General features: G+C 71.1%; 23 protein-coding genes. 10 read left to right on the forward strand and 13 right to left on the reverse strand.

The genetic code is table 11. The annotated features are described in order from the left end of the window. Window positions 1–43: 43 nt before the first annotated feature. Complete coding sequence (locus tag E5N76_RS16545; RefSeq protein WP_149538421.1) at window positions 44–2,095, forward strand: TonB-dependent receptor family protein; 2,052 nt, start codon at window positions 44–46, stop codon at window positions 2,093–2,095. Between the two features lie 164 nt (window positions 2,096–2,259). Here E5N76_RS16545 and E5N76_RS16550 read toward each other — a convergent pair whose 3' ends face one another. Genes E5N76_RS16550 through E5N76_RS16570 form a run of 5 tightly spaced genes read right to left on the reverse strand, consistent with a single transcriptional unit; the run spans window position 2,260 to window position 5,355 of the window. Then, complete coding sequence (locus tag E5N76_RS16550) at window positions 2,260–2,664, reverse strand: hypothetical protein (RefSeq protein ID WP_149538422.1); 405 nt, start codon at window positions 2,662–2,664, stop codon at window positions 2,260–2,262. A gap of 30 nt (window positions 2,665–2,694) precedes the next feature. After that, window positions 2,695–3,663, reverse strand: a complete 969-nt coding sequence (locus tag E5N76_RS16555; protein WP_149538423.1) for a 2-dehydropantoate 2-reductase — start codon at window positions 3,661–3,663, stop codon at window positions 2,695–2,697. Next, window positions 3,664–4,059 (reverse strand): HEPN domain-containing protein, encoded by a 396-nt coding sequence (locus E5N76_RS16560; RefSeq protein ID WP_149538424.1) that lies wholly within the window; start codon window positions 4,057–4,059, stop codon window positions 3,664–3,666. It lies immediately after the preceding gene. Next, on the reverse strand, window positions 4,056–4,376 hold the full coding sequence (locus E5N76_RS16565; RefSeq protein ID WP_149538425.1) for a nucleotidyltransferase domain-containing protein: 321 nt from the start codon (window positions 4,374–4,376) through the stop codon (window positions 4,056–4,058). Before E5N76_RS16565 ends, E5N76_RS16560 begins: the two co-directional genes overlap by 4 nt. Window positions 4,377–4,392: 16 nt before the next feature. Then, window positions 4,393–5,355 carry a Bug family tripartite tricarboxylate transporter substrate binding protein gene (locus tag E5N76_RS16570; protein WP_187830211.1) on the reverse strand — a complete coding sequence of 321 codons (963 nt, stop codon included), beginning with the start codon at window positions 5,353–5,355 and terminating at the stop codon, window positions 4,393–4,395. 77 nt (window positions 5,356–5,432) lie between these two features. Between E5N76_RS16570 and E5N76_RS16575 the strand changes: the two genes are divergently transcribed. Further along, the gene (locus tag E5N76_RS16575; protein ID WP_149538427.1) at window positions 5,433–7,064 is read left to right on the forward strand and encodes an FAD-dependent monooxygenase; all 1,632 of its coding nucleotides are present in this window, start codon (window positions 5,433–5,435) and stop codon (window positions 7,062–7,064) included. Window positions 7,065–7,228: 164 nt separating this feature from the next. Here the strand turns inward: E5N76_RS16575 and E5N76_RS16580 are convergent, their stop codons facing one another. Next, window positions 7,229–7,450 carry an acyl-CoA carboxylase biotin carboxyl carrier protein subunit gene (locus E5N76_RS16580; protein ID WP_149538428.1) on the reverse strand — a complete coding sequence of 74 codons (222 nt, stop codon included), beginning with the start codon at window positions 7,448–7,450 and terminating at the stop codon, window positions 7,229–7,231. A 111-nt stretch (window positions 7,451–7,561) separates the two neighbouring features. On the opposite strand from E5N76_RS16580, the gene E5N76_RS16585 reads away from it, so the two are divergent. Then, window positions 7,562–8,365, forward strand: a complete 804-nt coding sequence (locus tag E5N76_RS16585; RefSeq protein ID WP_149538429.1) for an HpcH/HpaI aldolase family protein — start codon at window positions 7,562–7,564, stop codon at window positions 8,363–8,365. Between the two features lie 109 nt (window positions 8,366–8,474). On the opposite strand, the gene E5N76_RS16590 is transcribed toward E5N76_RS16585, so the two are convergent. Continuing rightward, window positions 8,475–9,443, reverse strand: a complete 969-nt coding sequence (locus E5N76_RS16590) for an SH3 domain-containing protein (protein WP_149538430.1) — start codon at window positions 9,441–9,443, stop codon at window positions 8,475–8,477. Between the two features lie 296 nt (window positions 9,444–9,739). After that, window positions 9,740–10,498 carry a class I SAM-dependent methyltransferase gene (locus E5N76_RS16595; protein WP_149538431.1) on the reverse strand — a complete coding sequence of 253 codons (759 nt, stop codon included), beginning with the start codon at window positions 10,496–10,498 and terminating at the stop codon, window positions 9,740–9,742. 70 nt (window positions 10,499–10,568) lie between these two features. Between E5N76_RS16595 and mutM the strand changes: the two genes are divergently transcribed. From mutM to E5N76_RS16625, 6 genes are all read left to right on the forward strand, one after another. Then, entirely contained in the window at window positions 10,569–11,414 is an 846-nt protein-coding gene (gene mutM / locus E5N76_RS16600; protein WP_149538432.1) for a bifunctional DNA-formamidopyrimidine glycosylase/DNA-(apurinic or apyrimidinic site) lyase, read from the forward strand. Between the two features lie 158 nt (window positions 11,415–11,572). Then, complete coding sequence (locus E5N76_RS16605; protein WP_149538433.1) at window positions 11,573–12,352, forward strand: enoyl-CoA hydratase; 780 nt, start codon at window positions 11,573–11,575, stop codon at window positions 12,350–12,352. Window positions 12,353–12,526: 174 nt separating this feature from the next. Continuing rightward, entirely contained in the window at window positions 12,527–12,805 is a 279-nt protein-coding gene (rpsT, locus tag E5N76_RS16610; protein WP_149538434.1) for a 30S ribosomal protein S20, read from the forward strand. A gap of 381 nt (window positions 12,806–13,186) precedes the next feature. Then, window positions 13,187–14,596: a chromosomal replication initiator protein DnaA gene (dnaA, locus tag E5N76_RS16615; protein WP_149538435.1), complete on the forward strand. Its 1,410-nt coding sequence runs from the start codon at window positions 13,187–13,189 to the stop codon at window positions 14,594–14,596. A 377-nt stretch (window positions 14,597–14,973) separates the two neighbouring features. Next, on the forward strand, window positions 14,974–16,101 hold the full coding sequence (gene dnaN, locus E5N76_RS16620) for a DNA polymerase III subunit beta (RefSeq protein WP_149538436.1): 1,128 nt from the start codon (window positions 14,974–14,976) through the stop codon (window positions 16,099–16,101). A 38-nt stretch (window positions 16,102–16,139) separates the two neighbouring features. After that, on the forward strand, window positions 16,140–17,090 hold the full coding sequence (locus E5N76_RS16625) for a LysR family transcriptional regulator (protein ID WP_207792002.1): 951 nt from the start codon (window positions 16,140–16,142) through the stop codon (window positions 17,088–17,090). 199 nt (window positions 17,091–17,289) lie between these two features. Here the strand turns inward: E5N76_RS16625 and E5N76_RS16630 are convergent, their stop codons facing one another. Further along, window positions 17,290–17,841 carry a carboxymuconolactone decarboxylase family protein gene (locus E5N76_RS16630; protein ID WP_149538437.1) on the reverse strand — a complete coding sequence of 184 codons (552 nt, stop codon included), beginning with the start codon at window positions 17,839–17,841 and terminating at the stop codon, window positions 17,290–17,292. A gap of 246 nt (window positions 17,842–18,087) precedes the next feature. After that, complete coding sequence (locus E5N76_RS16635) at window positions 18,088–19,077, reverse strand: LLM class flavin-dependent oxidoreductase (RefSeq protein WP_149538438.1); 990 nt, start codon at window positions 19,075–19,077, stop codon at window positions 18,088–18,090. Between the two features lie 182 nt (window positions 19,078–19,259). On the opposite strand from E5N76_RS16635, the gene E5N76_RS16640 reads away from it, so the two are divergent. Continuing rightward, a complete protein-coding gene (locus E5N76_RS16640; protein ID WP_149538439.1) occupies window positions 19,260–20,042 on the forward strand; it encodes an alpha/beta fold hydrolase in 783 nt (260 codons plus the stop codon). Window positions 20,043–20,171: 129 nt separating this feature from the next. Here E5N76_RS16640 and E5N76_RS16645 read toward each other — a convergent pair whose 3' ends face one another. The 3 genes from E5N76_RS16645 to E5N76_RS16655 form a co-directional block, all read right to left on the reverse strand. Next, window positions 20,172–20,537: a gamma-butyrobetaine hydroxylase family protein gene (locus E5N76_RS16645; protein WP_187830212.1), complete on the reverse strand. Its 366-nt coding sequence runs from the start codon at window positions 20,535–20,537 to the stop codon at window positions 20,172–20,174. Window positions 20,538–20,539: 2 nt separating this feature from the next. After that, the gene (locus E5N76_RS16650) at window positions 20,540–20,755 is read right to left on the reverse strand and encodes a Trm112 family protein (RefSeq protein WP_207792003.1); all 216 of its coding nucleotides are present in this window, start codon (window positions 20,753–20,755) and stop codon (window positions 20,540–20,542) included. Between the two features lie 281 nt (window positions 20,756–21,036). Beyond that, a complete protein-coding gene (locus E5N76_RS16655; protein ID WP_149538441.1) occupies window positions 21,037–21,744 on the reverse strand; it encodes a ribonuclease activity regulator RraA in 708 nt (235 codons plus the stop codon). Window positions 21,745–21,803 lie beyond the last annotated feature (59 nt).

Below are 21,803 nucleotides of genomic sequence, written 5' to 3' on the forward strand. Positions count from 1 at the left end.
GCGCGATCCCCGCGCGGCGTCCCGTGTTCGTCAGGAGATTGCCATGCCCATCCCGAAGCGCGCCCTGCGCGGCGCCGCCCTGCTTGCTGCCCTGCCCGGCCTTGCCCTGGCCCAGACCACCCTGCCCACCATCGAGGTGGAGGGCCAGGCCGCCGGGTCGCTGACCGCCCCCTCCGTCGAGGCCCAGCGCCGCGCCCTGGAACAGACGCCGGCCGCCGCCCGCTTCATCGAGAGCGAGCAATTCCGCAACCGCTACGCCTTCACCCTGCGCGACGTGCTGGCCGATACCCCCGGCGTCTTCGTGCAGAGCCGCTACGGGCAGGAATTGCGGCTCTCGATCCGCGGTTCCGGCATCGCCCGCGGCTTCCATCTGCGCGGGGTGGAGGTGCTGCAGGACGGCATCCCGGTGAACCTCGCCGATGGCAGCGGCGATTTCTACCAGATCGACCCGCTGGCCCTGCGTTCCGCCGCCGTCTACCCCGGCGGCAATGCGCTGCGCCATGGCAGCTCCACGCTCGGCGGCGCGGTGGATTTCACCACCCCCACCGCCCATACCGCGGAGGCGCCCAACATCCTGCGGGCGGAGGGCGGCACCTTCGGCACCTGGCGCCTCTCCGGCCAGGCCTCCCGCATCTTCGGCGATTGGGATGTGCTGGGCAGCGCCACGGTGGCGCATCAGGATGGCTGGCGGCAGCATAGCCGCAGCCAGTACGAGCAATTCAACGCCAATCTCGGCTACCGCATCAGCGACAATGTCGAGACCCGCTTCTATGCCGGGGCCTATATCGTCCGGCAGCAATTGCCCGGCTCGCTCAGCCTCTCGGATGCGCTGAACCGCCCGCGCAGCGCCGCCGCCGCCGCGCTCTCCGGCAACCAGGCGCGCAATGTCTGGGCGGAGCGCTTCGCCAACCGCACCACGGTGCGGCTGGGGGCGGGGCAGTTCGACATCGACACCTGGCTGACCCACAAGAGCCTCTACCACCCGATCTTCCAGGTGATCGACCAGGACGGGCTGAATTGGGGCGTAGCGCCGCGCTTCAGCACCAGCTTCCAGATCGGCGGGCTGCGCAATGAGCTGGTGGTGGGGGCGCGCTACTTCGCCGGCACCAATGACGCGCTGCAATATGTGAACAACCGCGGCTCCCGCGGCGCGCTGGTGGCGAAGGGGGTGCAGAACGCGGAAAACTACGAGATCTATGCCGAGAACCGGCTCTGGGTCCTGCCCAGCCTCGCCGTGGTCGCCGGCGCCAAGGCGCTGCATGACGACCGCAGCTTCGAGAACCGGCTGACCGGGCAGAGCTACAGCCGGACCTATGAGGGGCTGAACCCCCGCCTCGGCCTGCTCTTCGTGCCGCGGCCGGAGCTGCAATTCTTCGCCAATGTCACGCGCAGCCAGGACGTGCCGGATTTCTCCGACCAATTGCAGACGGTGGGCGGCGCGCCCTTCTGGGTGCCGCTGCAATCCCAGCGCGCCTGGACGGTGGAACTCGGCACCCGCGGCCGCTTCGAGCGCGGCGGCTGGGATCTGACGCTGTTCCGCAGCGTGATCCGCGGCCAGCTGCTGCAATTCACCACCGATCCCTCCATCCCGGCTAGCACCTTCAATGCCGGCACCACGGTGAACCAGGGCGTGGAATTCGCGGCGCATTACGACCTGGTGCGGGGCGTGCTGGCGGAGGGGGACCGGCTGACCCTCGGCCAGGTCTGGACCTGGAACGATTTCCGCTTCCGCGGCGACCGCCAGTATGGCGACAACCGCATCGCCGGCCTGCCGCAGCATGTGCTGCGCACCTCGCTCAGCTATGCGCGGCCGGAGGGCTGGATCACCCCGATCCTCGACTGGGTGCCGGAGGGCGCCTGGGCGGATTACGCCAATACGCTGCGGGGCAATGCCTATATGAAATTGGGGCTGGAGGCGGGGCTGAATATCGGCCGGGGCATCACCCTGTTCCTCGACGCCCGCAACCTGACCAACAAGCGCTACGTCAGCGATGTCGCCACCCTGGCCAATGCCAGCGCGCCAGGGGCGAATACCGCCGTGTTCTACCCGGGCGAGGGGCGAAGCGTGTTCGTCGGAACGCGGATCGCCTTCTGATCCGCGGACGCCTGCCGGTTCGGCTCCTCGCCCATCGGCGGCGCTTCGTCCGGCGCTGCCGGGTATCCTGCCGCGGCTTTGCCGCGGCAGGCTGCGCGAGGCGCCGATCGCCCAGCGATTCCGGGGCCCCCATGAAGGCGCGCCAGCGCCTTCATGGGGAAAGATCAAAAGGGGAAGCGGAAGGTGGCGCCGGGAGAGGGCAGGCGAAAGCCAGGGGCGGTGCGGCGGGCCGGCGCCGGATCGGCGCTGCCGAAGGTCTCGCCCTGGTTGGGTTCCGGCGGGGTCGGTACGCCGAGATCAACGCTGGACCGCGGCGCCGCATCCACCGATGGCGGGGAGATGCCGGTATTCGGCATCGGCGCCGGCGTCCGCCCGGATCGGGCGGAGGAGGTCACCGGGACGTCGATCGGCGGCACCGCGGCCGGGGCCGGGGGCGGGTTGACCGCCGGGGCCGGGGTTCGGGCCGGGGCAGGACGCGCCGGCCGGCGGCGCGGCCGGCTCTCCGCCGCCGCCGGCAACGGCGCGAGCAGGGCCAGCACCAGGCTCCGGCGGCCAAACCTTGCGATCATGCACCCATGACGCGGCAGCCGCCTCCCGGTTCATCCCGTTTCCGCGGTCAGCAGACGGACCAGCCCGTGCACCCCGGCCAGCACCGGCACGGGCTGCCCGAGATGCGCCGCCAGCTCCACCAGGCAGCCCAGCACCGGGCCCAGCTCCAGCCGCCGCCCCGCCTCCAGATCCTGCAGCATGGAAGTGCGGAAGGCACCCAGCCGGCGAGTGACAATCAGGCGATCCTCGATGGACTGGCCGATGGGCAGGCCGATGCGGTCGCCGAGCGCGGCCATCTCCGCCATCATCGCCCGTACCAGGCCGGCGACGCCCGGGTCTTCCAGCATCGCCCGCATATCGGCGCGGCAGAGGGCGCTGAGCGGGTTCATGTTGGAATTGCCCCAGAGCTTCAACCAGATCTCCCGGCGGATATCGGTGGCGGCTTCGGCCGGGATGCCGCCCCGGCGGAGCAGGGCGACGAGGGCGGCCAGCGCGTCCGGGTTGCGGCCGGAGGGGTCGCCGAACAGCATGCGGTCCTGCTGCACCAGCCGGATGGTGCCGGGCGCTTCCACCTTGCTGCCGACATGGGCGACGCCGCCGAGCACCCGCTCGGCCGGCAGGGCGGCGGCCAGCGCCCCGCCGGGGTCGATGCTTTGCAGGGTCAGCCCTTCGGCCGGGCCGCCGAAGCCTTGCAGGAACCACCAGGGCAGGCCGTTCTGCGCCGTGGCGACCAGGGTGCGCCGGCCGAGCAGGCGCTGGATCAGCGGCAGGGCGGCGGGAAGGTCCTGGCTTTTCAGCCCGAGCAGGAGGATGTCGGCGCCGGCGAGGGCGGCGGGGTCGTCCGAGGCGGGGAGGCGGAAGCGTTCCTCGGCGGTGCCGTGGCGGAAGGTGAGGCCGTTCTGTTGCAGCGCCGCCAGGCTGGCGCCGCGGGCGAGGATGGCAAGGTCGGCGCCGGCCCGGGCCAGCCCCGCCGCCAGCCAGCCGCCCACCGCACCGGCGCCGAGCAGGGTGATGCGCATTCAGGGCGTCTCCTCGGCCAGCAGGGCGGCGATGGCGGCGACGAAGCGATGGGCGGTGGCAAGGGCGGCGGCCGCCGGCTCCATCGCCAGGAAGATCGCGGGGTCAGCCTCGTAATCGGCCACCACCTTCATCTCATAGGCGGCGGACAGGAAGCGGGCGAAGCCCGGGTCGAGCCGGCTTTCCTCCCGCGCCAGCCGGGCGAATTCGGCGCGTACGCCGCGATGCGTCTTCACTACCCGGCCGGACCGAACGTAGATGAACGCCATGGCAGCATTGAAGACGGCGAGATAGGCGGCCCGCCCCACGGCATTCGGCAAGGCGGCGGCCTGCATCGCCTCGCCCTCCGTCAGCAGGTTCCGCGCCTTGGCCAGCAGGGCCGCGACCTCGGCGGTCACAGCGGAAGCCCCTCCCGCCGGATTTCCCGCATCAGCAGGGAAGTGCCGTTCTCCCAGGCCTCGGCGGGGAAGGGCTTGGCGGAGACCATCTCCCCGGTGTCGGCGGCGATGTCGGTGACGATGGGGGCCAGCCGCCCCAGCTCCTCCCACAGCGGGCCGGGCCGGTCCAGGAACACCGCCACGTCGTAATCCGAGTCCGCATGCGCATCCCCGCGGGCGCGGGAGCCGAACAGGACCACGCGCTTCAGCCGCGAGCCGTATTCCGCTTCCAGCGCCGCGCGCAGCCGGCGCAGCACGGGGTCCTCCTGGGGAGACATGGCCCCACTATAGCAGCTATTCCGCCGTGATCCCCGCCCCGGCGATGATGCGGCGATAGACCTCGCCCTCCCGCGCGATCCGGTCCGCCATCGCCTGGGGCGGCCCGCCCAGCCTCGCCATGCCGAGGCGCATCATGGCGGCACGCGTATCCTCCGCCGCCAGCGCTTCCCCCACCGCCGCGTTCAGCGCCGCCACCGCCGCCGCCGGCGTCCCCGCCGGCGCGCCGAGGCCGATCCAGGAGGTGAGGTCGAGATCGGGGAAGCCGGCCTCCGCCACCGTCGGCACCTCCGGCAGCAGCGGCGTGCGGGCGGTGCCGCTCGTCATCAGCGCCACGGCGCGGCCGGCGGCGACGTGCTGCGCCACATTGGGCACCGCCTCGAACATCAGATCCACATGGCCGGCGAGCAGGTCGTTCATCGCCGGCGCGCCGCCGCGATAGGGCACATGGGTCAGCGCCACCCCCGCCAGGGTGGTGAAATAGGTGCCCATCAGATGCGGCAGGCTGCCGGCGCCGGCCGAAGCATAGGAAAGCTCGCCCGGCCGCTTCTTCGCCTCGGCCAGCAGCCCCGGCACGTCGCGGAAGGCGCTGCCCGCCTTCGCCGTCAGCACCATCGGCGTGGCGCTGATGGCGGCGATGGGCGCGAAGCTCGTCGCCGGGTCATAGCCCGGGTTGCGGTAGAGATGCGGCGAGACGACCCAGGCGGTGGTCGGGCTGTAGAGCAGCGTATGCCCGTCCGGTGCCGCACGCGCCACATGCTGCGCGCCGAGCGTCGCTGCCGCGCCCGGGCGATAATCGAAAACGAAGGGCTGGCCGAGCAGGCGCTGCAGGTGCAGCGCGATGCCCCGTCCGAAGCCATCGGTGAAGCCGCCGGGCGAGAAGGGGTTGACGATCGTCACCGGGCGTTCCGGCAGCCAGCCTGCGGCGCGCGCGGCAACGGGCGCCAGCGCGGCGGCGGCCAGCAGATGGCGTCGCAGCATGGATGTTCTTCCTCCCTGGGGTCTTGCCGCCATCCTAGGGGCAGCGGATCATCACCGGAAAGCCCGGGGGACAGCGGATGCGAAGCGTGCCGGTGGTGATCGCGGGGGGTGGGCCGGTGGGCATGACGCTGGCGCGCATTCTCGCCCGGCTCGGCATCCGCTGCCTGCTGGCGGAGCGCAACCCGACCACCACGCGCCATCCGAAGATGGACATCACCAATAGCCGCTCCATGGAAATCTTCGCCCGCTTCGGCCTGGCGGAGGCGCTGCGGGCGGTGGCGGTGCCGGCCGCGAATAATTTCGACGTCTCCTGGATCACCACCATGGCGGGGCATGAGCTGCACCGCTTCCGCTACCCGAGCGTGGAGGAGTGGCGCGCGCGGCAGCGCGAGCGGAATGACGGGACCATGCCGCGGGAGGCGCCGATGCGCGTCTCCCAGGTGGAGATCGAGCCGGTGCTGCAGCACGCGCTGCTGGGCGAGGCGCTGGTGGAAGCGCACTGGGGCCTGGCCTTCGAAAGCTTCGCCGCGGATGCGGAGGGCGTGACCGTCACGCTGCGGGACAGCGCGACGGGGGCGGTGGAGCTGGTGCGTTGCGCCTTCCTCGCCGGCTGCGATGGCGGGGGCAGCCAGGTGCGCAAGCAGCTCGGCATTCCGCTGGAGGGTCAGGCGCGGGTGATGCCGCGCTTCATGACGCATTTCCGCTCCGACGACCGCGCGCTGCTGCAGCGCTTCGGCGTGGCCTGGCACTATCAGGGCCCCTACGGCACGCTGATCGCGCAGAACGACGTGGATGTCTGGACGCTGCAAAGCCGCTTCCCGCCCGGCGTCGAGGATCCCGGCGAGGTGGACCCGCAGGCGCTGCTGCGCGCCTTCGCGGGGCGGGATTTCGCCTATGAGATCCTGGTCGCCAATCACTGGCACCCGCATCTGCTGGTGGCGGAATCCTATGGCGGAGGCCGCGTCTTCCTGGCGGGGGATGCGGCGCATCAATACATCCCGACCGGCGGCTACGGCATGAATACCGGCATCGGCGACGCCATGGATCTCGGCTGGAAGCTGGCGGCGCGGCTGCACGGCTTCGGCGGCCCGGCGCTGCTGCCGAGCTATGAGGCCGAGCGGCTGCCGATCGGGCGGCGCAACCGCGATGCGTCGGGGCAGCATACCACGGTGCGCGCCGAGATCGGCGCGGTCTATGCGGAATACGGCGCGGCGCTGCTGGCCGAAGGTGCGGCGGGGGAGGCGGCGCGGGCGGCGGCGGGGGCGCGCATTGCGGCGCTGGGCAATGCGGAGAACGAATGCTGGGGGATCGAGCATGGCTATGCCTATCGCGACTCGCCGGTGATCGCAGCGGAGCCGGGCGCCGTGCTGCCGGACGACCCGCTGCGCTACGAACCCGTGACGACACCGGGCGTGCGGCTGCCGAGCCTGTTCCTCGAGGATGGGCGGGCGGTTTATGACCTGCTCGGGCCGTGGTTCACGCTGCTGGCGGTGGGCGTGGCGCCGAGCGGCGCGCTGTTGACGGCGGCGGCGGCGCGGCGCGTGCCCTTGGCAGTGCTGGCGACCACGGATCCGGTGGCGCGGCGCGTCTATGGGGACGGGCTGTTCCTGGTGCGGCCGGACCAGCACATCGCCTGGCGCGGCCGGGCGCTGGAGGATGGGCGGGAGGCCGCGGCGGTGATCGGGCGGGCGCTGGGCTGGGCGAATTGATGCCGACCGCCCCGATTGCCGGCGCGTTCAGGCGGTTCCTCGTCGCTGCCGGCGCAGCCCTGGTCCGGGCAGCGAACCGGCCCGCCGGGATGAGGCAGTTCCGCAGCGCGCCCGCCCGGCGCGCCGGGCTTGGCGGCACCGCACGACAAGGCCGCAGGCGATGCTCAGGCGCGAATGACGGCCAGCACCTGCTCCTCCTCCACCGCCTCGCCTTCCGCCACATGCAGTGCCGCCAGCATGCCGGCCTTCGGCGCCGCCACCGGAATCTCCATCTTCATCGATTCCAGGATCAGCAGCGTCTCCTCCGCCTCCACCGCCTCTCCGGGCTGCTTCACGATCTTCCAGACGGAGCCGGCGATCTCTGATTTCACGCGGATCTCGGGCATGGCGCTTCCCCACTCTCTTGCCGGCATTGCAGACGGCAGCGGCCCCAGGGTCAACCCCGGCTGGACGCCAGGCCCCGCCGGTGCTGCCATGCCGGCACGGAGGAACCGCCCATGACCGCGCAAGGCACCACCACCTTCAGCAACCCGGTGAAGGAGAAGATCGCCGCCGGCGGCGTCGCCCTCGGCCTTGGCGTGCGCATGTCCCGCTCGGCCGAGATCGCCCGCATCGCCCGCGCCACCGGCCACGACTTCCTGTTCATCGACGTGCAGCACAGCCTGTTCGGCCTGGAGACCATCGGCCATATCGCCCAGGCCGCCATCGCCCTCGGCATCGCCCCGCTTGCCCGCGTCCGCTGCGTCGGCGACCAGGATGTGCAGGCGCTGCTGGACAACGGCGTCACCGGCATCGTCTATCCGGATGTGAACACCGCGGAGGAAGCCCGCCAGGCCGTCGCCGCGGTGCGCTTCGGCCCGCTTGGCCGGCGCAGCGTCACCGGCGGCTATCCCTATTTCGACTTCCGCGGCGTCCCGCCGAAGGAGGCGCTGCCGGCCGTCGACGCCGCCACGCTCCTGGTCTGCATGATCGAGACGCCCGAAGGCGTCGCGAATGTGGAGGCGATCGCGGCGACGCCCGGCATCGACGTCATTCATATCGGCATGAACGATCTGCTGACCAATATGGGCAAGCCCGGCCAGTATCAGGATCCGGAGCTGCAGGCGGCGGTGGACAAGGTGCTGGCCGCCTGCCGGGCGAACCGGATCGCCTTCGGCTGCGGCGGCAACCGCGACCCCAAGGCCCAGGCCGCCATCATCCGGCGCGGCGCGCAATTCCTGACGACCCAGACGGATATCGGCCTGCTCTCCGCTGGCGCCGGCGCCTGGACAAGCGGCATCCGCGAGGCGCTGGAAAGCTGATCCGGGGCGGGACGCGAGGGAAGCCTTCCTCCCGGCGGGAGGGGTGGCGGCACTGCCGCCAACGGGCGAGCCCCCCTGCCGGGGGCTTGGGGGCAGCGCCCCAGCCGCGTCACTCGGCCTGGTCGGCCTCCGCCTCCCCCAGCAGCGCGCCGAAGATCCAGCCCTGCGGCACCGCCTCCCCCACCTGCACCCAGCCATCCCGCCTGGCATGGGCGCTGAATTCCTCCCCCCGCCGGGCCAGGCGCAGCACCTTGCCGCCGAGGTCGGGGCTCTCCCGCAGGTTGGCGGTCTTCTGCACCACCACCCGGGGCAAGGCCGGCGGCGGCGCGAAGACCGGGGCGGCGGCGGCGGGCGGCGGCGCCATGGCGGCCACCGGCAGGGCCTCGCCCCCCGCGAGCGCTGCCGCCGGGGCCGCCGGCGCGGCTGCCCGCACCGGCGCCGGCTCCGCCGCGGGCCAGAGCGCCGCCAGGCCGAACCCGCCCAGCGCCGCCACCCCCATGCCGATCGCCATGGCGAGCGGCAGGCGGCTCGGCGGCCGGGGCGCATCCGGGTGGTCCCGCCGCGCCCCCGCGACCCAGGCCGGCACCGGCCGGCCCGGGCGCCGCAGCCGCCCCTCCGGCACCGGCACCGCCTCGGGCGCCGGCGCCTCGCCCGCCCCGGGCCGCAGCACCGCGCGGCGCAGCGCCGCCACCCAGCCCTCGCCGCCCGGCAGGTCCAGCGGCGGCCAGGCGGCGAAGCCCGCTTCCAGCCGTGCCGGCAGGTCCGCCTCCTCCCCGGGCGCCAGATCCAGGGCCAGCATCGGCAGGGTGCCGGGATAGAGGGCGACGAAGCCCGTCACCTCCAGCCGGTGGCAGAGCGCCGCCAGCGCGGCCCGGGCGGCGGGCAGGTCCGGCGCCAGCAGCGCCAGGCCGATGCCCGGGTGCAGCAGGATGTCCACCTCCCGCGGCCCCTGGCCCAGATCGATCCGGCGCAGCCCTTCCCAGCCCGGTGCCAGCCCCGCCATCAGCGGGTCTTCCCCCGCCTCCCCGGCGCGCATCGGGCGTTGCAGGCGATAGACGATTTCCGGCGTCGCGGTCATGGCAGCCCCCTTCGCGCCGCGCCGCCGGGGCCGATTCACATGGCGTGAAGACTCCCCCGGAACATGGTCCCGGAACAGCTTCAGCCTGGCCGGACGCGCAAGGTCCGGCCAGGCTGAAGCTGTTCCAGGCGGCACGGCCACTTCCCCTCGGGCCACAACTCCCGCCGTCCGCCCGCGTTCCCGCCTGTCGCGACGTGGTGGCGAATTACCGGCCGGCGGCCGGGCCTGCCCGCCGGCGGTGGGCGCCCGGGCCATGCATCGCCGGTTCGGGACCGGCCCGGCCGGTATCGGCCGACCTAGAGGCGCCAGCCTGTATGGATGGCGACGATGCCGCCGGAGAGGCTGCGATACGTTACCTTCTCCAGCCCCGCCGCCCGCATCATGCCGGCCAGGCTCTCCTGGTCCGGGAACATGCGGATGCTCTCGGCCAGGTACTGGTAGCTCTCCGCGTCCTGCGCCACGCGCTTGCCGAGCGCGGGCAGCACCTTGAAGGACCAGGCATCGTAGAGCGGCGCCAGGGCCGCCACCTCCACCCGGCTGAATTCCAGGCAGTGGAAGCGCCCGCCCGGCCGCAGCACCCGCCGCGCCTCCCGCAGCACCGCATCCTTGTCCGTGCAATTGCGCAGGCCGAAGGCCATGGAGACCTTCTCCACGCTGCGGTCCGGCAGGGGCAGCCTCTCCGCATCGGCGCAGAGGAAATGCAGCCGGGCGGCGAGGCCGCGATCCAGCGCGCGGCCCTGCGCCACGCCCAGCATGGCCGGGTTGATGTCGGAGAGGATGACCCGCCCCGCCCCGCGCTCCAGCGCGCGGAAGCTGATATCGCCGGTGCCGCCGGCGAGGTCCAGCAAGGTCTCGCGCGGGGAGGCGGCGATGGTTGCGACGAAGGCCTGCTTCCAGGCCCGGTGCAGGCCGAGCGACATGAGGTCGTTCATCAGGTCGTAGCGCGGCGCCACGCTTTCGAAGACCTGGCGCACCAGCCCGGCCTTGGCCTCGCGCGGCACGTCGCGATAGCCGAAATCGATGCTGCCGCCGGGGCTGCTCTTGTCTTCCTGCATGGGGCGGCACCATAGGGCGGATCGCGCCAAGGTGCGACGGCGGGCGCGACGGCGGGGGGAAGGCAGGGCGATGCCGGAATTGCCGGAGGTGGAGACGGTGATGCGCGGCCTGGCCCGGGTGCTGCAGGGGCGGGAGATCCGCGCCGCCAGCATCGCCCGGCCGGATATGCGCTGGCCCTTCCCGGAAGGGCTGGTGGCGAGGCTGCTCGGCGCCCGGGTGGAAGGGTTCCGGCGCCGCGGCAAATACATGCTGATGCGGCTTTCCGGCGGGGACAGCCTGCTGATCCATCTCGGCATGTCCGGCCGCATGGTGGCGCGGCCCGCGGCGGAGCACCCCAACGCCGCCAGGCTGCATGAGCATTTCGCCCTGGAGACCACGGACGGCATCCATGTCGGCTTCGTCGATCCGCGCCGCTTCGGCTGCGTGGATCTGGTGCCGACGGCGGCGGAGGAAGGGCACAGGCTGCTGGCCGGGCTGGGGCCGGAACCGCTGGAGGCGGATTTCACGCCCGAGGTGCTGACCGCGGCGCTGGCCGGGAAGCACACCCCCGTCAAGGCGGCGCTGCTGGACCAGAAGGTGGTGGCCGGCCTCGGCAATATCTATGTCTCGGAGGCGCTGTACCGCGCCGGCATCTCCCCGAAGCGCCTGGCCGCCAGCGTGGCGGGGGCGCGGACGCTGCGGCTGGTGCCGGCGATCAAGGCGGTGCTGGAGGAGAGCATCGCGGCCGGGGGCTCCTCCCTGCGCGACTATGTCCAGGCGGATGGCGGCATCGGCTTCTTCCAGGACCGCTTCAAGGTCTATGACCGGGAGGGGCTGGCCTGCGAGGCCTGCGGCGGCACGCCGCCCTGCCCGGGCATAAGGCGCATCGTCCAGGCGGGGCGGGCGACCTTCTACTGCCCAAGGCACCAGCGTTGAGGGGCTCCGCCCCTGGACCCTGCCCTGGGTCTGCCGGTTGAACCTGCCGACTCACACCGGGGTCCGGGGAGGAGTATCCTCCCCGGCGGGAGTGCAGAGGGCGGCGCCCTCTGCCGGGGTTCCAGGGGCGGCGCCCCTGGCAAACGGAGACACACGGCATGCCCGAGTATGAGATGATCCTGACCGAGGTGCAGGGCAGGACCGCCATCATCCGCCTGAACCGCCCGAAGGCCTTGAACGCCCTTTGCGACCAGCTCATGGACGAGCTCGGCCAGGCCCTCCGCGCCTATGACGCTGACCCGGAGATCGCCGCCATCATCCTCACCGGCAGCGAGAAGGCCTTCGCCGCCGGCGCCGACATCAAGGAAATGCAGTCCCGCAGCTATCCGGCCGTCTATCTGGACGATTTCATCGGCAAGCGCTGGGAGGCCGTGACCCATGTGCAGAAACCGGTCATCGCCGCCGTCGCCGGCTATGCCCTGGGCGGCGGCTGCGAACTGGCCATGATGTGCGACCTCATCCTCGCCGCCGAGAATGCCAAATTCGGCCAGCCGGAGATCAATCTCGGCGTCATCCCCGGCGCCGGCGGCACCCAGCGGCTGACGCGGGCCATCGGCAAGTCCAAGGCCATGGAGATGGTGCTGACCGCCCGCATGATGGATGCGGCGGAGGCGGAGCGTGCCAACCTGGTCGCCCGGGTGGTGCCGCTGGATCAGCTCCTGCCGGAGGCGCTGAAGGTTTGCGAAAAAATCGGCGGCCTTTCCGCCCCTGCCGTCGCCATCGCCAAGGAAGCGGTGAACCGCGCCTTCGAGACCACCCTGGCCGAGGGGGTGAAATTCGAGCGCCGCGCCTTCCAGTCGCTCTTCGCGACCGAGGACCAGAAGGAAGGCATGGCCGCTTTCGCCGAGAAGCGCCCGACGCTTTTCCGCAACCGGTGACCGCCATGCGCAACCTTCGCGTGCGGCGCACAACCCTGGCGGGCCGCCGGGCCTGCGGAATCCCGCAGCGCTTCCCTTGACGGGCCGAGGAGGGCGGCGTTAGAACCGCCCTCCTCGCGCTCGCCCGGCGTGCGCATTTCCTGGTCACCCCTGCTGAATTGAAACCGGACCCCCATGGCGAACACGGCTTCCGCCCGCAAACGTATCCGTCAGACCGAAAAGCGTACCCTGCGCAATCGGGCCCGCCGGTCGCGGGTGCGGACCTTCCTGCGTAAGGTGGAGCAGGCGATCGCCGAGGGCGACAAGGGCCAGGCCCAGGACGCGTTGAAGGCGGCGCAGCCGGAGCTGCAGCGCGCCGCCACCAAGGGCGTGTTCCACCGGAACACCGTGGCGCGGAAACTCTCCCGCCTCTCGGCCCGCATCAAGGCGCTGGGCCTTTCCGCCAGCGCCTGAGCCAGCCCGCCGACGCACCATTCCCCCGACAGGTTATATCCGCCCAAGAACTGACCGCGCGCTGAATTCCGGCGTCAGTAATTGTCGCGGAGAATCCGGTGCTTGTCTAGCGGATCAAGGTGCTGGCCGGGTCATAACGCTTCGCATCGAAAAGTTACTATTTACCCCGTCTTTGGCCCCAGGGTAATCTTCGGGTGTCAGGCTGGCGGGTCTGGTGTGCCCCCCGAGACCACGGCAATCCGCCGCCTGACAACCCGCGCGGGAAAAGCCCCGCAGGCGGCCAATCCGGCGTTGTGCGCCGGCCGGTCCCTGCAAGGGTATCGTTCGGTCAACGGGACGGAGAAGGAGAGGCGCAGCTTGTCCCCCCAGGATCCCGGACACATGGCCGCCTGCTGGGCCCGCATCCGCGGCCGGCTGCGCGACGAGGTCGGCGAAGTCGAATACCGCAGCTGGCTGCGGCAGATGACCCTGGCCGGGATCGAAGGCGATGAAGCCGTCATCCTGCTGCCCACCCGCTTCCTGCGGGACTGGGTGAACAGCCATTACGGCGACCGCCTCCGCACCCTCTGGCAGGGGGAGGATGTGATGGTCCGCCGCGTCGATATCCGCGTCGCGCAGCCTGCGCTGGCAGGCGGCTCGGACGGCCAGCCGGAATATGCCCTGGCCGTCGCCGAGCCAAGCCAGATGCAGGGCCTCGCCGAGAGCCTCGCCCCCGCGCCCATGTTCCGCCTGCCGGACCGCCCCGCCGCCGAGCCCCGCTCCGACTGGGTGGTGCCGCTCGAGGCGCGCTTCACCTTCGACACCTTCGTCGTCGGCAAGCCCAATGAATTCGCCCATGCCTGCGCCCGCCGCGTGGCGGAGCGCCCGGCCTCGCCGGGCTTCAACCCGCTCTTCCTCTATGGCGGCGTCGGGCTGGGCAAGACCCACCTGATGCACGCCGTCGCCTGGGCGATCCGGGAGCTGCAGCCGGCCCGCACCGTGGCCTATATGAGCGCCGAGAAATTCATGTACCGCTTCATCGCGGCGTTGCGCAGCCAGAACACCATGGAGTTCAAGGAGACGCTGCGCGCCGTCGATGTGCTGATGATCGACGACCTGCAATTCCTCATCGGGAAGGACAACACCCAGGAGGAATTCTTCCACACCTTCAATGCCCTGGTGGATCAGGGCAAGCAGATCGTCGTCTCCGCCGACAAATCGCCCTCCGACCTCAACGGCATCGAGGACCGGCTGCGCACCCGGCTGGGCTGCGGCATGGTCGCCGACATCCATGCGACGACCTATGAGCTGCGCATCTCCATCCTGCAGGCCAAGGCGGCCGCGGCGCGGGTGGAGGTGCCGGGCAAGGTGATGGAATTGCTCGCCAGCCGCATCACCGGCAATGTGCGGGAGCTGGAGGGGGCGCTGAACCGGCTGGTGGCGCATGCGGGCCTGTTCAACCGCCAGGTCACGTTGGATACCGCGCATGAGGTGCTGCACGATCTGCTGCGGGCGCATGAGCGCCGGGTCTCGATCGAGGAGATCCAGCGCAAGGTCGCCGAGCACTACAATCTCCGCCTGACCGACATGGTCTCCGCCCGCCGCGCCCGCAACGTGGCGCGGCCGCGCCAGGTGGCGATGTATCTGGCGAAGCAGCTCACGCAGCGGAGCCTGCCGGAGATCGGCCGGCGCTTCGGCAACCGCGACCACACCACGGTCATGCATGCCGTCTCGCGCGTCGCCGAGCTGATGCAGCAGGATGCCGGCTTCGCCGAGGATGTCGCGCTGCTGCGCAAGATGCTGGAAAGCTAGTCCCCGCGAAGCCGCTTCGCGCCTTCGCGGGGGCCCCTGGGGGTTTTTCCCCACGAAGCTGCTGCGCGGCTTCGTGGAGGGCCCAGGTTTTGCCCCAGGCGGCCGTTGGCGCGGCGCCGTGGGGTCCGTGAACGCCTTGCGGCCTGAGGGCCCGCACAGCCTGTCGCGGCAAAGCCGCGCCAGGGCAACGGGCAGCGCGGGCGGCGGTGGGGGCTTGCGGCCCGGCCGGGGTGGGCGGTCGGCCGATCATCGCGGCGGCCTCACCGTAACGCTTGGCCCGGGACGCGGGAAACCCTACCTTTCCCTTGCGAATCCACGCTGTTAGCATGCGCGCCCCCGGTAGACGGGGCGGCACGGTCTGGGGAGCCTCTGGGGCTATGAAATTCACGGTCGAGCGGGCGCTCCTGCTCAAGGCGCTGGCGCATGTCCAGAGCGTGGTGGAGCGCCGGAACACCATCCCCATCCTGGCCAATGTCCTCCTCGCGGCGCAGGAGGGCAGCCTGAAGCTCACGGCCACCGATATGGAGATCGCGGTGGTGGAGGATCTGGCTGGCGTCCAGGTCGCCAGGCCGGGCCGCACCACGGCGCCTGCCGCCACGCTTTACGAAATCGTCCGCAAGCTGCCGGACGGCGCCAAGGTGGAGCTGGACCATGCCGGCGGCGATGCCCCGCTCCGCCTCCGCGCCGGCCGCTTCAACACGGATCTCGCCGTGCTGCCGGTGGAGGATTTCCCCTCCATGACCGAGGGCAAGCTGCCGCATGGCTTCGCCCTGCCCGCCGGCCAGCTCCGCGAGCTGATCGACCGCACCCGCTTCGCCATCAGCACGGAAGAGACCCGCTACTACCTGAACGGCATCTTCCTGCACGCGACGGAAAGCGAGGGCGCCCGCGTGCTGCGCGCCGTGGCGACGGACGGCCACCGCCTGGCGCGGGTGGAGGAACCCCTGCCCGAGGGCGCCGCCGGCATGCCCGGCGTCATCATTCCGCGCAAGACGGTGAATGAGGTGCGCAAGCTGGCGGAGGAGACGCAGGACGAGATCGCGGTGAAGCTCTCCGACACCAAGATCCGCTTCGACATCGGCACCGTTCAGCTCACCAGCAAGCTGATCGACGGCACCTTCCCGGAATACGACCGGGTGATCCCGCGCGGGAACGACAAGGTGCTGAAGGTGCTGAAGAAGGAGTTCGCCGAGGCCGTGGGCCGCGTCGCCGCCATCAGCAGCGAGCGGTCGCGCCCGGTGAAGCTTTCCATCGACCGCAACCACCTGCTGCTCTCCGCCTCCTCCGCCGAGCAGGGCCAGGCGCAGGAGGAGCTGGATTCCGACGTGGTGAAGTATGAGAGCTCGCCGCTCGAGATCGGCTTCCAGGCGCGCTACCTGAACGACATCACCGACCAGATCGCCGAGCAGGTGGAATTCCGCTTCGCCGATGGCAGCGCCCCGACCGTGGTGACGGACGCGGCGAAGCCGGAAGCGCTCTATGTGCTGATGCCGATGCGCGTCTGAGTCGGAGCGCGATCGCCGGCGGTGGCATCGCCGACGGCGTGAATCGCGCGACCGAACAGGGCAAGATCGTCGCCGGGCGCGAGGCACAGGAGGGGAGGGGCGGCGCCGTGGATCGCTTCATGGCGCTTTCCGTCTTCGTCCGGGTGGTGGAGCAGGGCGGCTTCACCGCGGCGGCGAGCAAGCTGGGGCTGTCGCCCTCCGCCGTCACCAAGACCATCGCGCGGCTGGAGGATGCGCTCGGCACCCAGCTCTTCACCCGCACCACGCGGCGGCTGCGCCCCACCGATTTCGGCCAGGAATTCTACGAACGCAGCCTGCGCATCCTGGCGGAGCTGGAGGATGCGGAAGCCGCGCTGCGCCAGGGCAGCGGCGCGGCGCGCGGCCGCCTGCGCGCCGTGCTGCCGCTGAGCTTCGGCCGTGTCACTCTGGCGCCGGAGCTGCCGCGCTTTTTCGCGCGCTACCCGGGCATCACGCTGGAGCTGCATTTCAGCGACGGCGCGGTGGACTTGATCGCGGAGGGCTATGACGTGGCGGTGCGCACCGGCAGCATCGCCGACAGCCGCCTGACCATCCGCCTGCTGACGCGCGGCCGGCAGGTGACGGTCGCCTCCCCCGGCTATCTGGCGCGGCATGGGGAGCCGGCGACGCCGGACGCGCTGCGGGAGCACAATTGCCTGATCAGCCGCTTCGGGCCGGAATGGGGGTTCCGCGGGGAGGATGGCCGGCCCTTCTCGCTGCGGGTGAAGGGCAACGCCGTCATCAATAGCGGCGACGCGCTGCGCGAGGCGGCGGTGGCGGGGACCGGGATCGCCCAGGGGACCTGGTGGCTGTACCGGAAGGATCTGGAACGCGGGGATGTGCGGGAGATCCTGCAGGCCTACGCGCCGGAGGGGGCGCCGGTTTCGGTGCTCTACCCGGCGCAACGGCATCTGCCGGCGAAGCTTCGGGCCTTCATCGACTTCCTGGTGGAGATCACGCGGACGGGTTGAGAGGGGCTCTGCCCCTCTCTCACATCGGACCCCTCTCTCCATCGGACGCAGTGCATCCGATCCCGCAAAGGGCCGAAGGACCCCTTGAGCCCTTGAGTTTTGCGCTTCGACCGTCGGGTCTGAAACTCGAGGTTGCCAAAGGCCCTTCGGCCTTTGGCGGGGTGAGCTCGAGAGGGGCAGCGCCCCTCTCGACACCCATTCAGGCCCAGGGCAGCACATACCCTTCCGGCGGCGACACCTGGAACACGTTGAGCTGAAAGGCCAGCAGCGTGTAGTACCCGACCAGCCCGGTCAGCTCGACCGTTCCCTTGTCGCCCAGCAGTTTCTGCGCCGCAGCGTAGGTGGCGTCGCTCGCCTGGCCGGTGCGCAGCACCTCCCGCACGAAATTCGCCACCACGCGGTCGGGCTCGGCGTCGAAGGGCACCTCCGCGGCGCCGGCGCCGATGGCGGCGATCACCGCCTCCGGCACGCCCTGCTTCGCCGCGATCGGCGCATGCGCGTACCATTCATACCCCGCCTTCCAATGCTGGCCGATGCAGAGGATCGCCAGCTCCCTGAGCCGCATCGGCACGCTGCATTCGTAGCGGATGAAGACGCCCACCTGCTCCACCCGGGCGCAGAGCTCGGCGCTGGTCAGCAGCGCCAGGAAGGGCCCGCCCACGCCGCCCCGCGCGCCGGAGGCAATGCGGTCCCACACCGCCCGCTGCGCGTCATCCAGGGTTTCGCGGCTCTTCGGCGGCAAGCGGCTCATCGGGTTCCTCCCTGTCCATGGCGAAGGTCCGCACCCTGCGGCGCGCCGGGCGATCTGTCCATCGGGGCCGGGGAAGCCCTCACTCGCCCTGCGGGGGAGGGTTGGGCGGGGGCACTGCCACGCGCTGGGCATCCCGCACCGGCCACCCCATCCCGGCCCCCCGGCAGGGCGGGGGAGGGAGATCCCTCTGTCACCGTCGTGCCCAAGGGCAGACGGCTTCGCCCTCCTCCGCGGAGGGAGGTCGGGTCATTCCGCCGCGGCCGGTACCGTGGAGGTGAAGGCCGGCATCACCTCCCGCGCGAAGGCGCGGAGATTGGCGACGGAGGCGTTGGGATCCGTCAGCAGGATGTTCGTCGCGCCGCCCGCCTGCAGCAGCCTGAGGCGGGCGATGATCTCCTCCGGCGTGCCGAGCAGCGGGGCGGTGTCGTCCTCGATACGCCCCGCCAGCTTGTCCCGCGCCAGGTCGCCGATCACGCCGACCACGCGCCTGCGCGTCGCATAGGCGGCTTCGCGTTCCGCCTCGCTGCGGATCATCTGCAGGGCGCGGGCGGTGCCGACCATGTTGGGGTGGTAGTCGCGGCCGATGCGGGCGCATTCCTCGCGGTAGATCGCGATCCGCTCGATGATCTGCTCCACCGAGGCGAGCTGGTCCAGCAGCAGGTTGTACCCCTCCCGCGCCGCACGGCGGATGCTGTCCTTGCTGCCGGCGGCGAGCCAGAGCGGCGGGTGCGGCCGCTGCAGCGGGGCGGGCTCCACCAGCATGTTCTCGTAATGCCAGCGCTTGCCGTGATGGCTGAAGCGGTCCTCGGAGGTCCAGGCCTGGCGGATCACCGCCATCGCCTCGTCGAAGCGCTCGGAGGCTTCCTCGATGGGGATGCAGAAGGCGTCGAATTCCGCCTGGCGATAGCCCTTGCCGACGCCGAAATCGAAGCGTCCGCCGGAGAGCAGGTCGAGCGTCGCCGCCTGCTCCGCCACCAGCACCGGGTTGTGCCAGGGCAGCACCACCACCGCCGTGCCGAGCCGGATGCGCTGCGTCCGCGCCGCCAGATAGGCCAGCAGGGTCATGGAGGCGGAGACCTGGCCCTGGCCGGTGGAATGGTGCTCCACCATGAAGAGGTGGCGGAAGCCGAGCCGATCCGCCTCCATCACATAGTCGATGAAGCTCTGATAGCCCTGGCTGTCCTCGATGCCGACGCTGCGCTTGGTGCGCGCGCCGCCGAACAATCCGAATTGCATGGGCCGCTCCCTCCAGGCCTCCGATCGGAGGTTTCCGCCTATGGTCGTTCGACCGAGCATGGGCGGAAGCAGAGCGGAAGGAAAGTCCGTTATCGGCAGAACTGGTGTGACAGGATGTCCGCAATCCCGTCTGGCGGTGGGGCGCCCCCTCCCGCATCCTGGCCGGACAAGGGAGGACGACCATGGCCTGGAAGCCGCAACCGCTGGACCCCGCCGACGTCACGCTGCATCGCCGTGGCAGCGGCACGCCGCTGGTGCTGCTGCATTGCCTCGGGATGGATTGGCGCTTCTGGGACGTGCTGGAACCGCTGGCCGAGCACCATGAACTGATCGCCTATTCCTTCCCCGGCCATGGCGACACGCCGCTGTCGAAGGGCCAGTACGGCGTGGCGGAGCTGACCGCCCAGCTCCTCGCCCTGGCGCGGCGGGAGGGGCTTTCGCGCTTCCACCTGGCGGGGATTTCGCTCGGCGGCTCCGTGGCGCTGCATTTCGCCGGCACCCATCCGGAGCTGGTGGAGAAGCTGATCCTCTGCGACTGCACGCCTCGCTATACGGAGGAGCAGCGGGCGAATTGGCCGGTGCGCGCCGCCGCGGCGCGGGAGAAGGGCGTGGCCAGCCTGATCCCGACGCTGCTGCAGACCTTCTTCACCCCGGACTCGCTGGCCGAGAACGGGCCGAATGTGCAGTACGTCCGCCGGACCTTCGAGGCATGCAGCAACGAAGGCTATGCGCTGGCCTGCGAGATGCTGGCGATGGTCGATGCGCGCGAGGAGGCGAAGCGCGTCACGGCGCCGACGCTGATCATGCTGGGGTCGGAGGAGAGGCAGCCCTTCAAGGATGCGGCGGCCTGGATGCAGGGCACGATCCCGGGCAGCCGGGTGCTGGAGGTGCCGGCGGCGGCGCATGCCTCGGTGCGGGAGAGGCCGGAATTCGTGGTGCGGGCCTGGCGGGAATTCCTGGGGTAGGGGGCACCCCTACCCTCCCCGCAGAGTGGGAGGGTGGGGGTGGCGCCCCTGGAGCAATATCCGATCAGGTGGCATCACCTGATCGGATATTGCTCTAGAAATATGACGTCTAGAGTAGCTTATCTCCGCTTAGCGCCGCCGCGGCGGCTCCCGGCTCAGCCCCTTCTCCGCCAGCGCCGCCTCGTACTCCGCCCAGCGCTGCGCCTGTTCCCTGCCGAGCTGGTGCAGATAGGCCCAGCTATAGATGCCGCTGTCATGCAGATCGTCGAAGACGATCCGCACGGCGTAATGCCCCACCGGCTCCAGCCGCAGAATGCCCACCTCCCGCCGGCCGGCGACCAGGGTCTTCTGGCCCGGCCCATGGCCCTGCACCTCGGCGGAGGGGCTTTCCACCCGCAGATACTCCGCCGGCAGGCTGAACCGGCTGCCATCGTCGAAACCCACTTCCAGCAGCTTCTCGGCGCGTTTCAGCCGCAGCTCCGTGGCGTTCGGCATGGTCAGGGGGCGGGGTCGTCCAGCCGCCGCGCCTCATCCGGCAGCATGATGGGGATGCCGTCGCGGATGGGATAGGCCAGGCGCGCGGCGTCGCTCACCAGCTCGCCACGGGCGCGGTCATAGCGCAGCGTGCCCTTGGTGACGGGGCAGACCAGGATTTCCAGCAGGCTGGGGTCCACCTCGCCACCCGGGGCGGCGGGTTTCGGCATGTCGCTCATGGAAGGGGTTCTAGAGCAAATCCGGGGCGGGAGGAACGGTGGGGGCTTCGCCCCCGGGCCCCCCAGCAGGGGGCTCTGCCCCCTGCACCCCCGCCGGGGGGTGGACCACCCCCCGGACCCCGGTCCGCGTCGGCAGGTTGAGCCGTCGGGTCGGAAACTAGGGCCAGGGTGCAGGTCCCGTCCCGGGCAGGGTCGCAGGCACTGCCCGCGACGACTTCCTGCCAAGGGGGTCCGGGGGCGGAACCCCCGTTGCCTGCCTAGAGCTCCGGCCCGCCGCCCCGCTACTTCTTCGTCTCCGCCTCGTACCGCGCCTTGTTCTCGGCATTCGGCGGATAGAGGCCGGGCAGCTTCTCCCCCGCCTCCACCTTGGAGACGATCCAGGCCTCCAGCCTCTCCTGCTCCGCGCCGCCTTCCAGCACATAATCCAGCAGCGCCTTCGGGATGCAGACCGCGCCGTCATCGTCGCAGACGATGATGTCGTCCGGGAACACCGCGACGCCGCCGCAGCCGATCGGTTCCTGCCAGCCGACGAAGGTGAGGCCGGCGACGGAGGGCGGCGCCGCGCCGCCGCGGCACCAGACCGGCATGTTCGTGCCCGTCACCCCGGCCACGTCGCGCACCACGCCATCCGTCACCAGCGCGGTGACGCCGCGCTTCATCAGCCGGGCGCAGAGGATGTCGCCGAAGATGCCGGCATCGGTCACGCCCATCGCATCGGCGACGGCGATCACGCCTTCCGGCATGTCCTCGATGGCGGCGCGGGTGGAGCGGGGAGAGGACCAGCTTTCCGGCGTCGCCAGATCCTCCCGCGCCGGGACGAAGCGGAGGGTGAAGGCCGGCCCGACCAGCCGCTTGCCCTTGGCCGTGGGGGTGAAGGGCAGCGGCCCGCGCATCCAGATGTTGCGGAGGCCCTTCTTGAGCAGAAGGGTGGTGATGGTGGCGGTGGAGATGTTCTCCAGCGTCGCGCGGGCGGCGGGGTCGAGGGGCATGGGGCGGTTCCTTGGATGCTGCCGGACAGGATGCGGGATATCCGCATCCACCGGCGCTT

The sequence above is a fragment of the Siccirubricoccus phaeus genome (assembly GCF_008360935.1).
Taxonomy (GTDB): Bacteria; Pseudomonadota; Alphaproteobacteria; order Acetobacterales; family Acetobacteraceae; genus Siccirubricoccus; species Siccirubricoccus phaeus.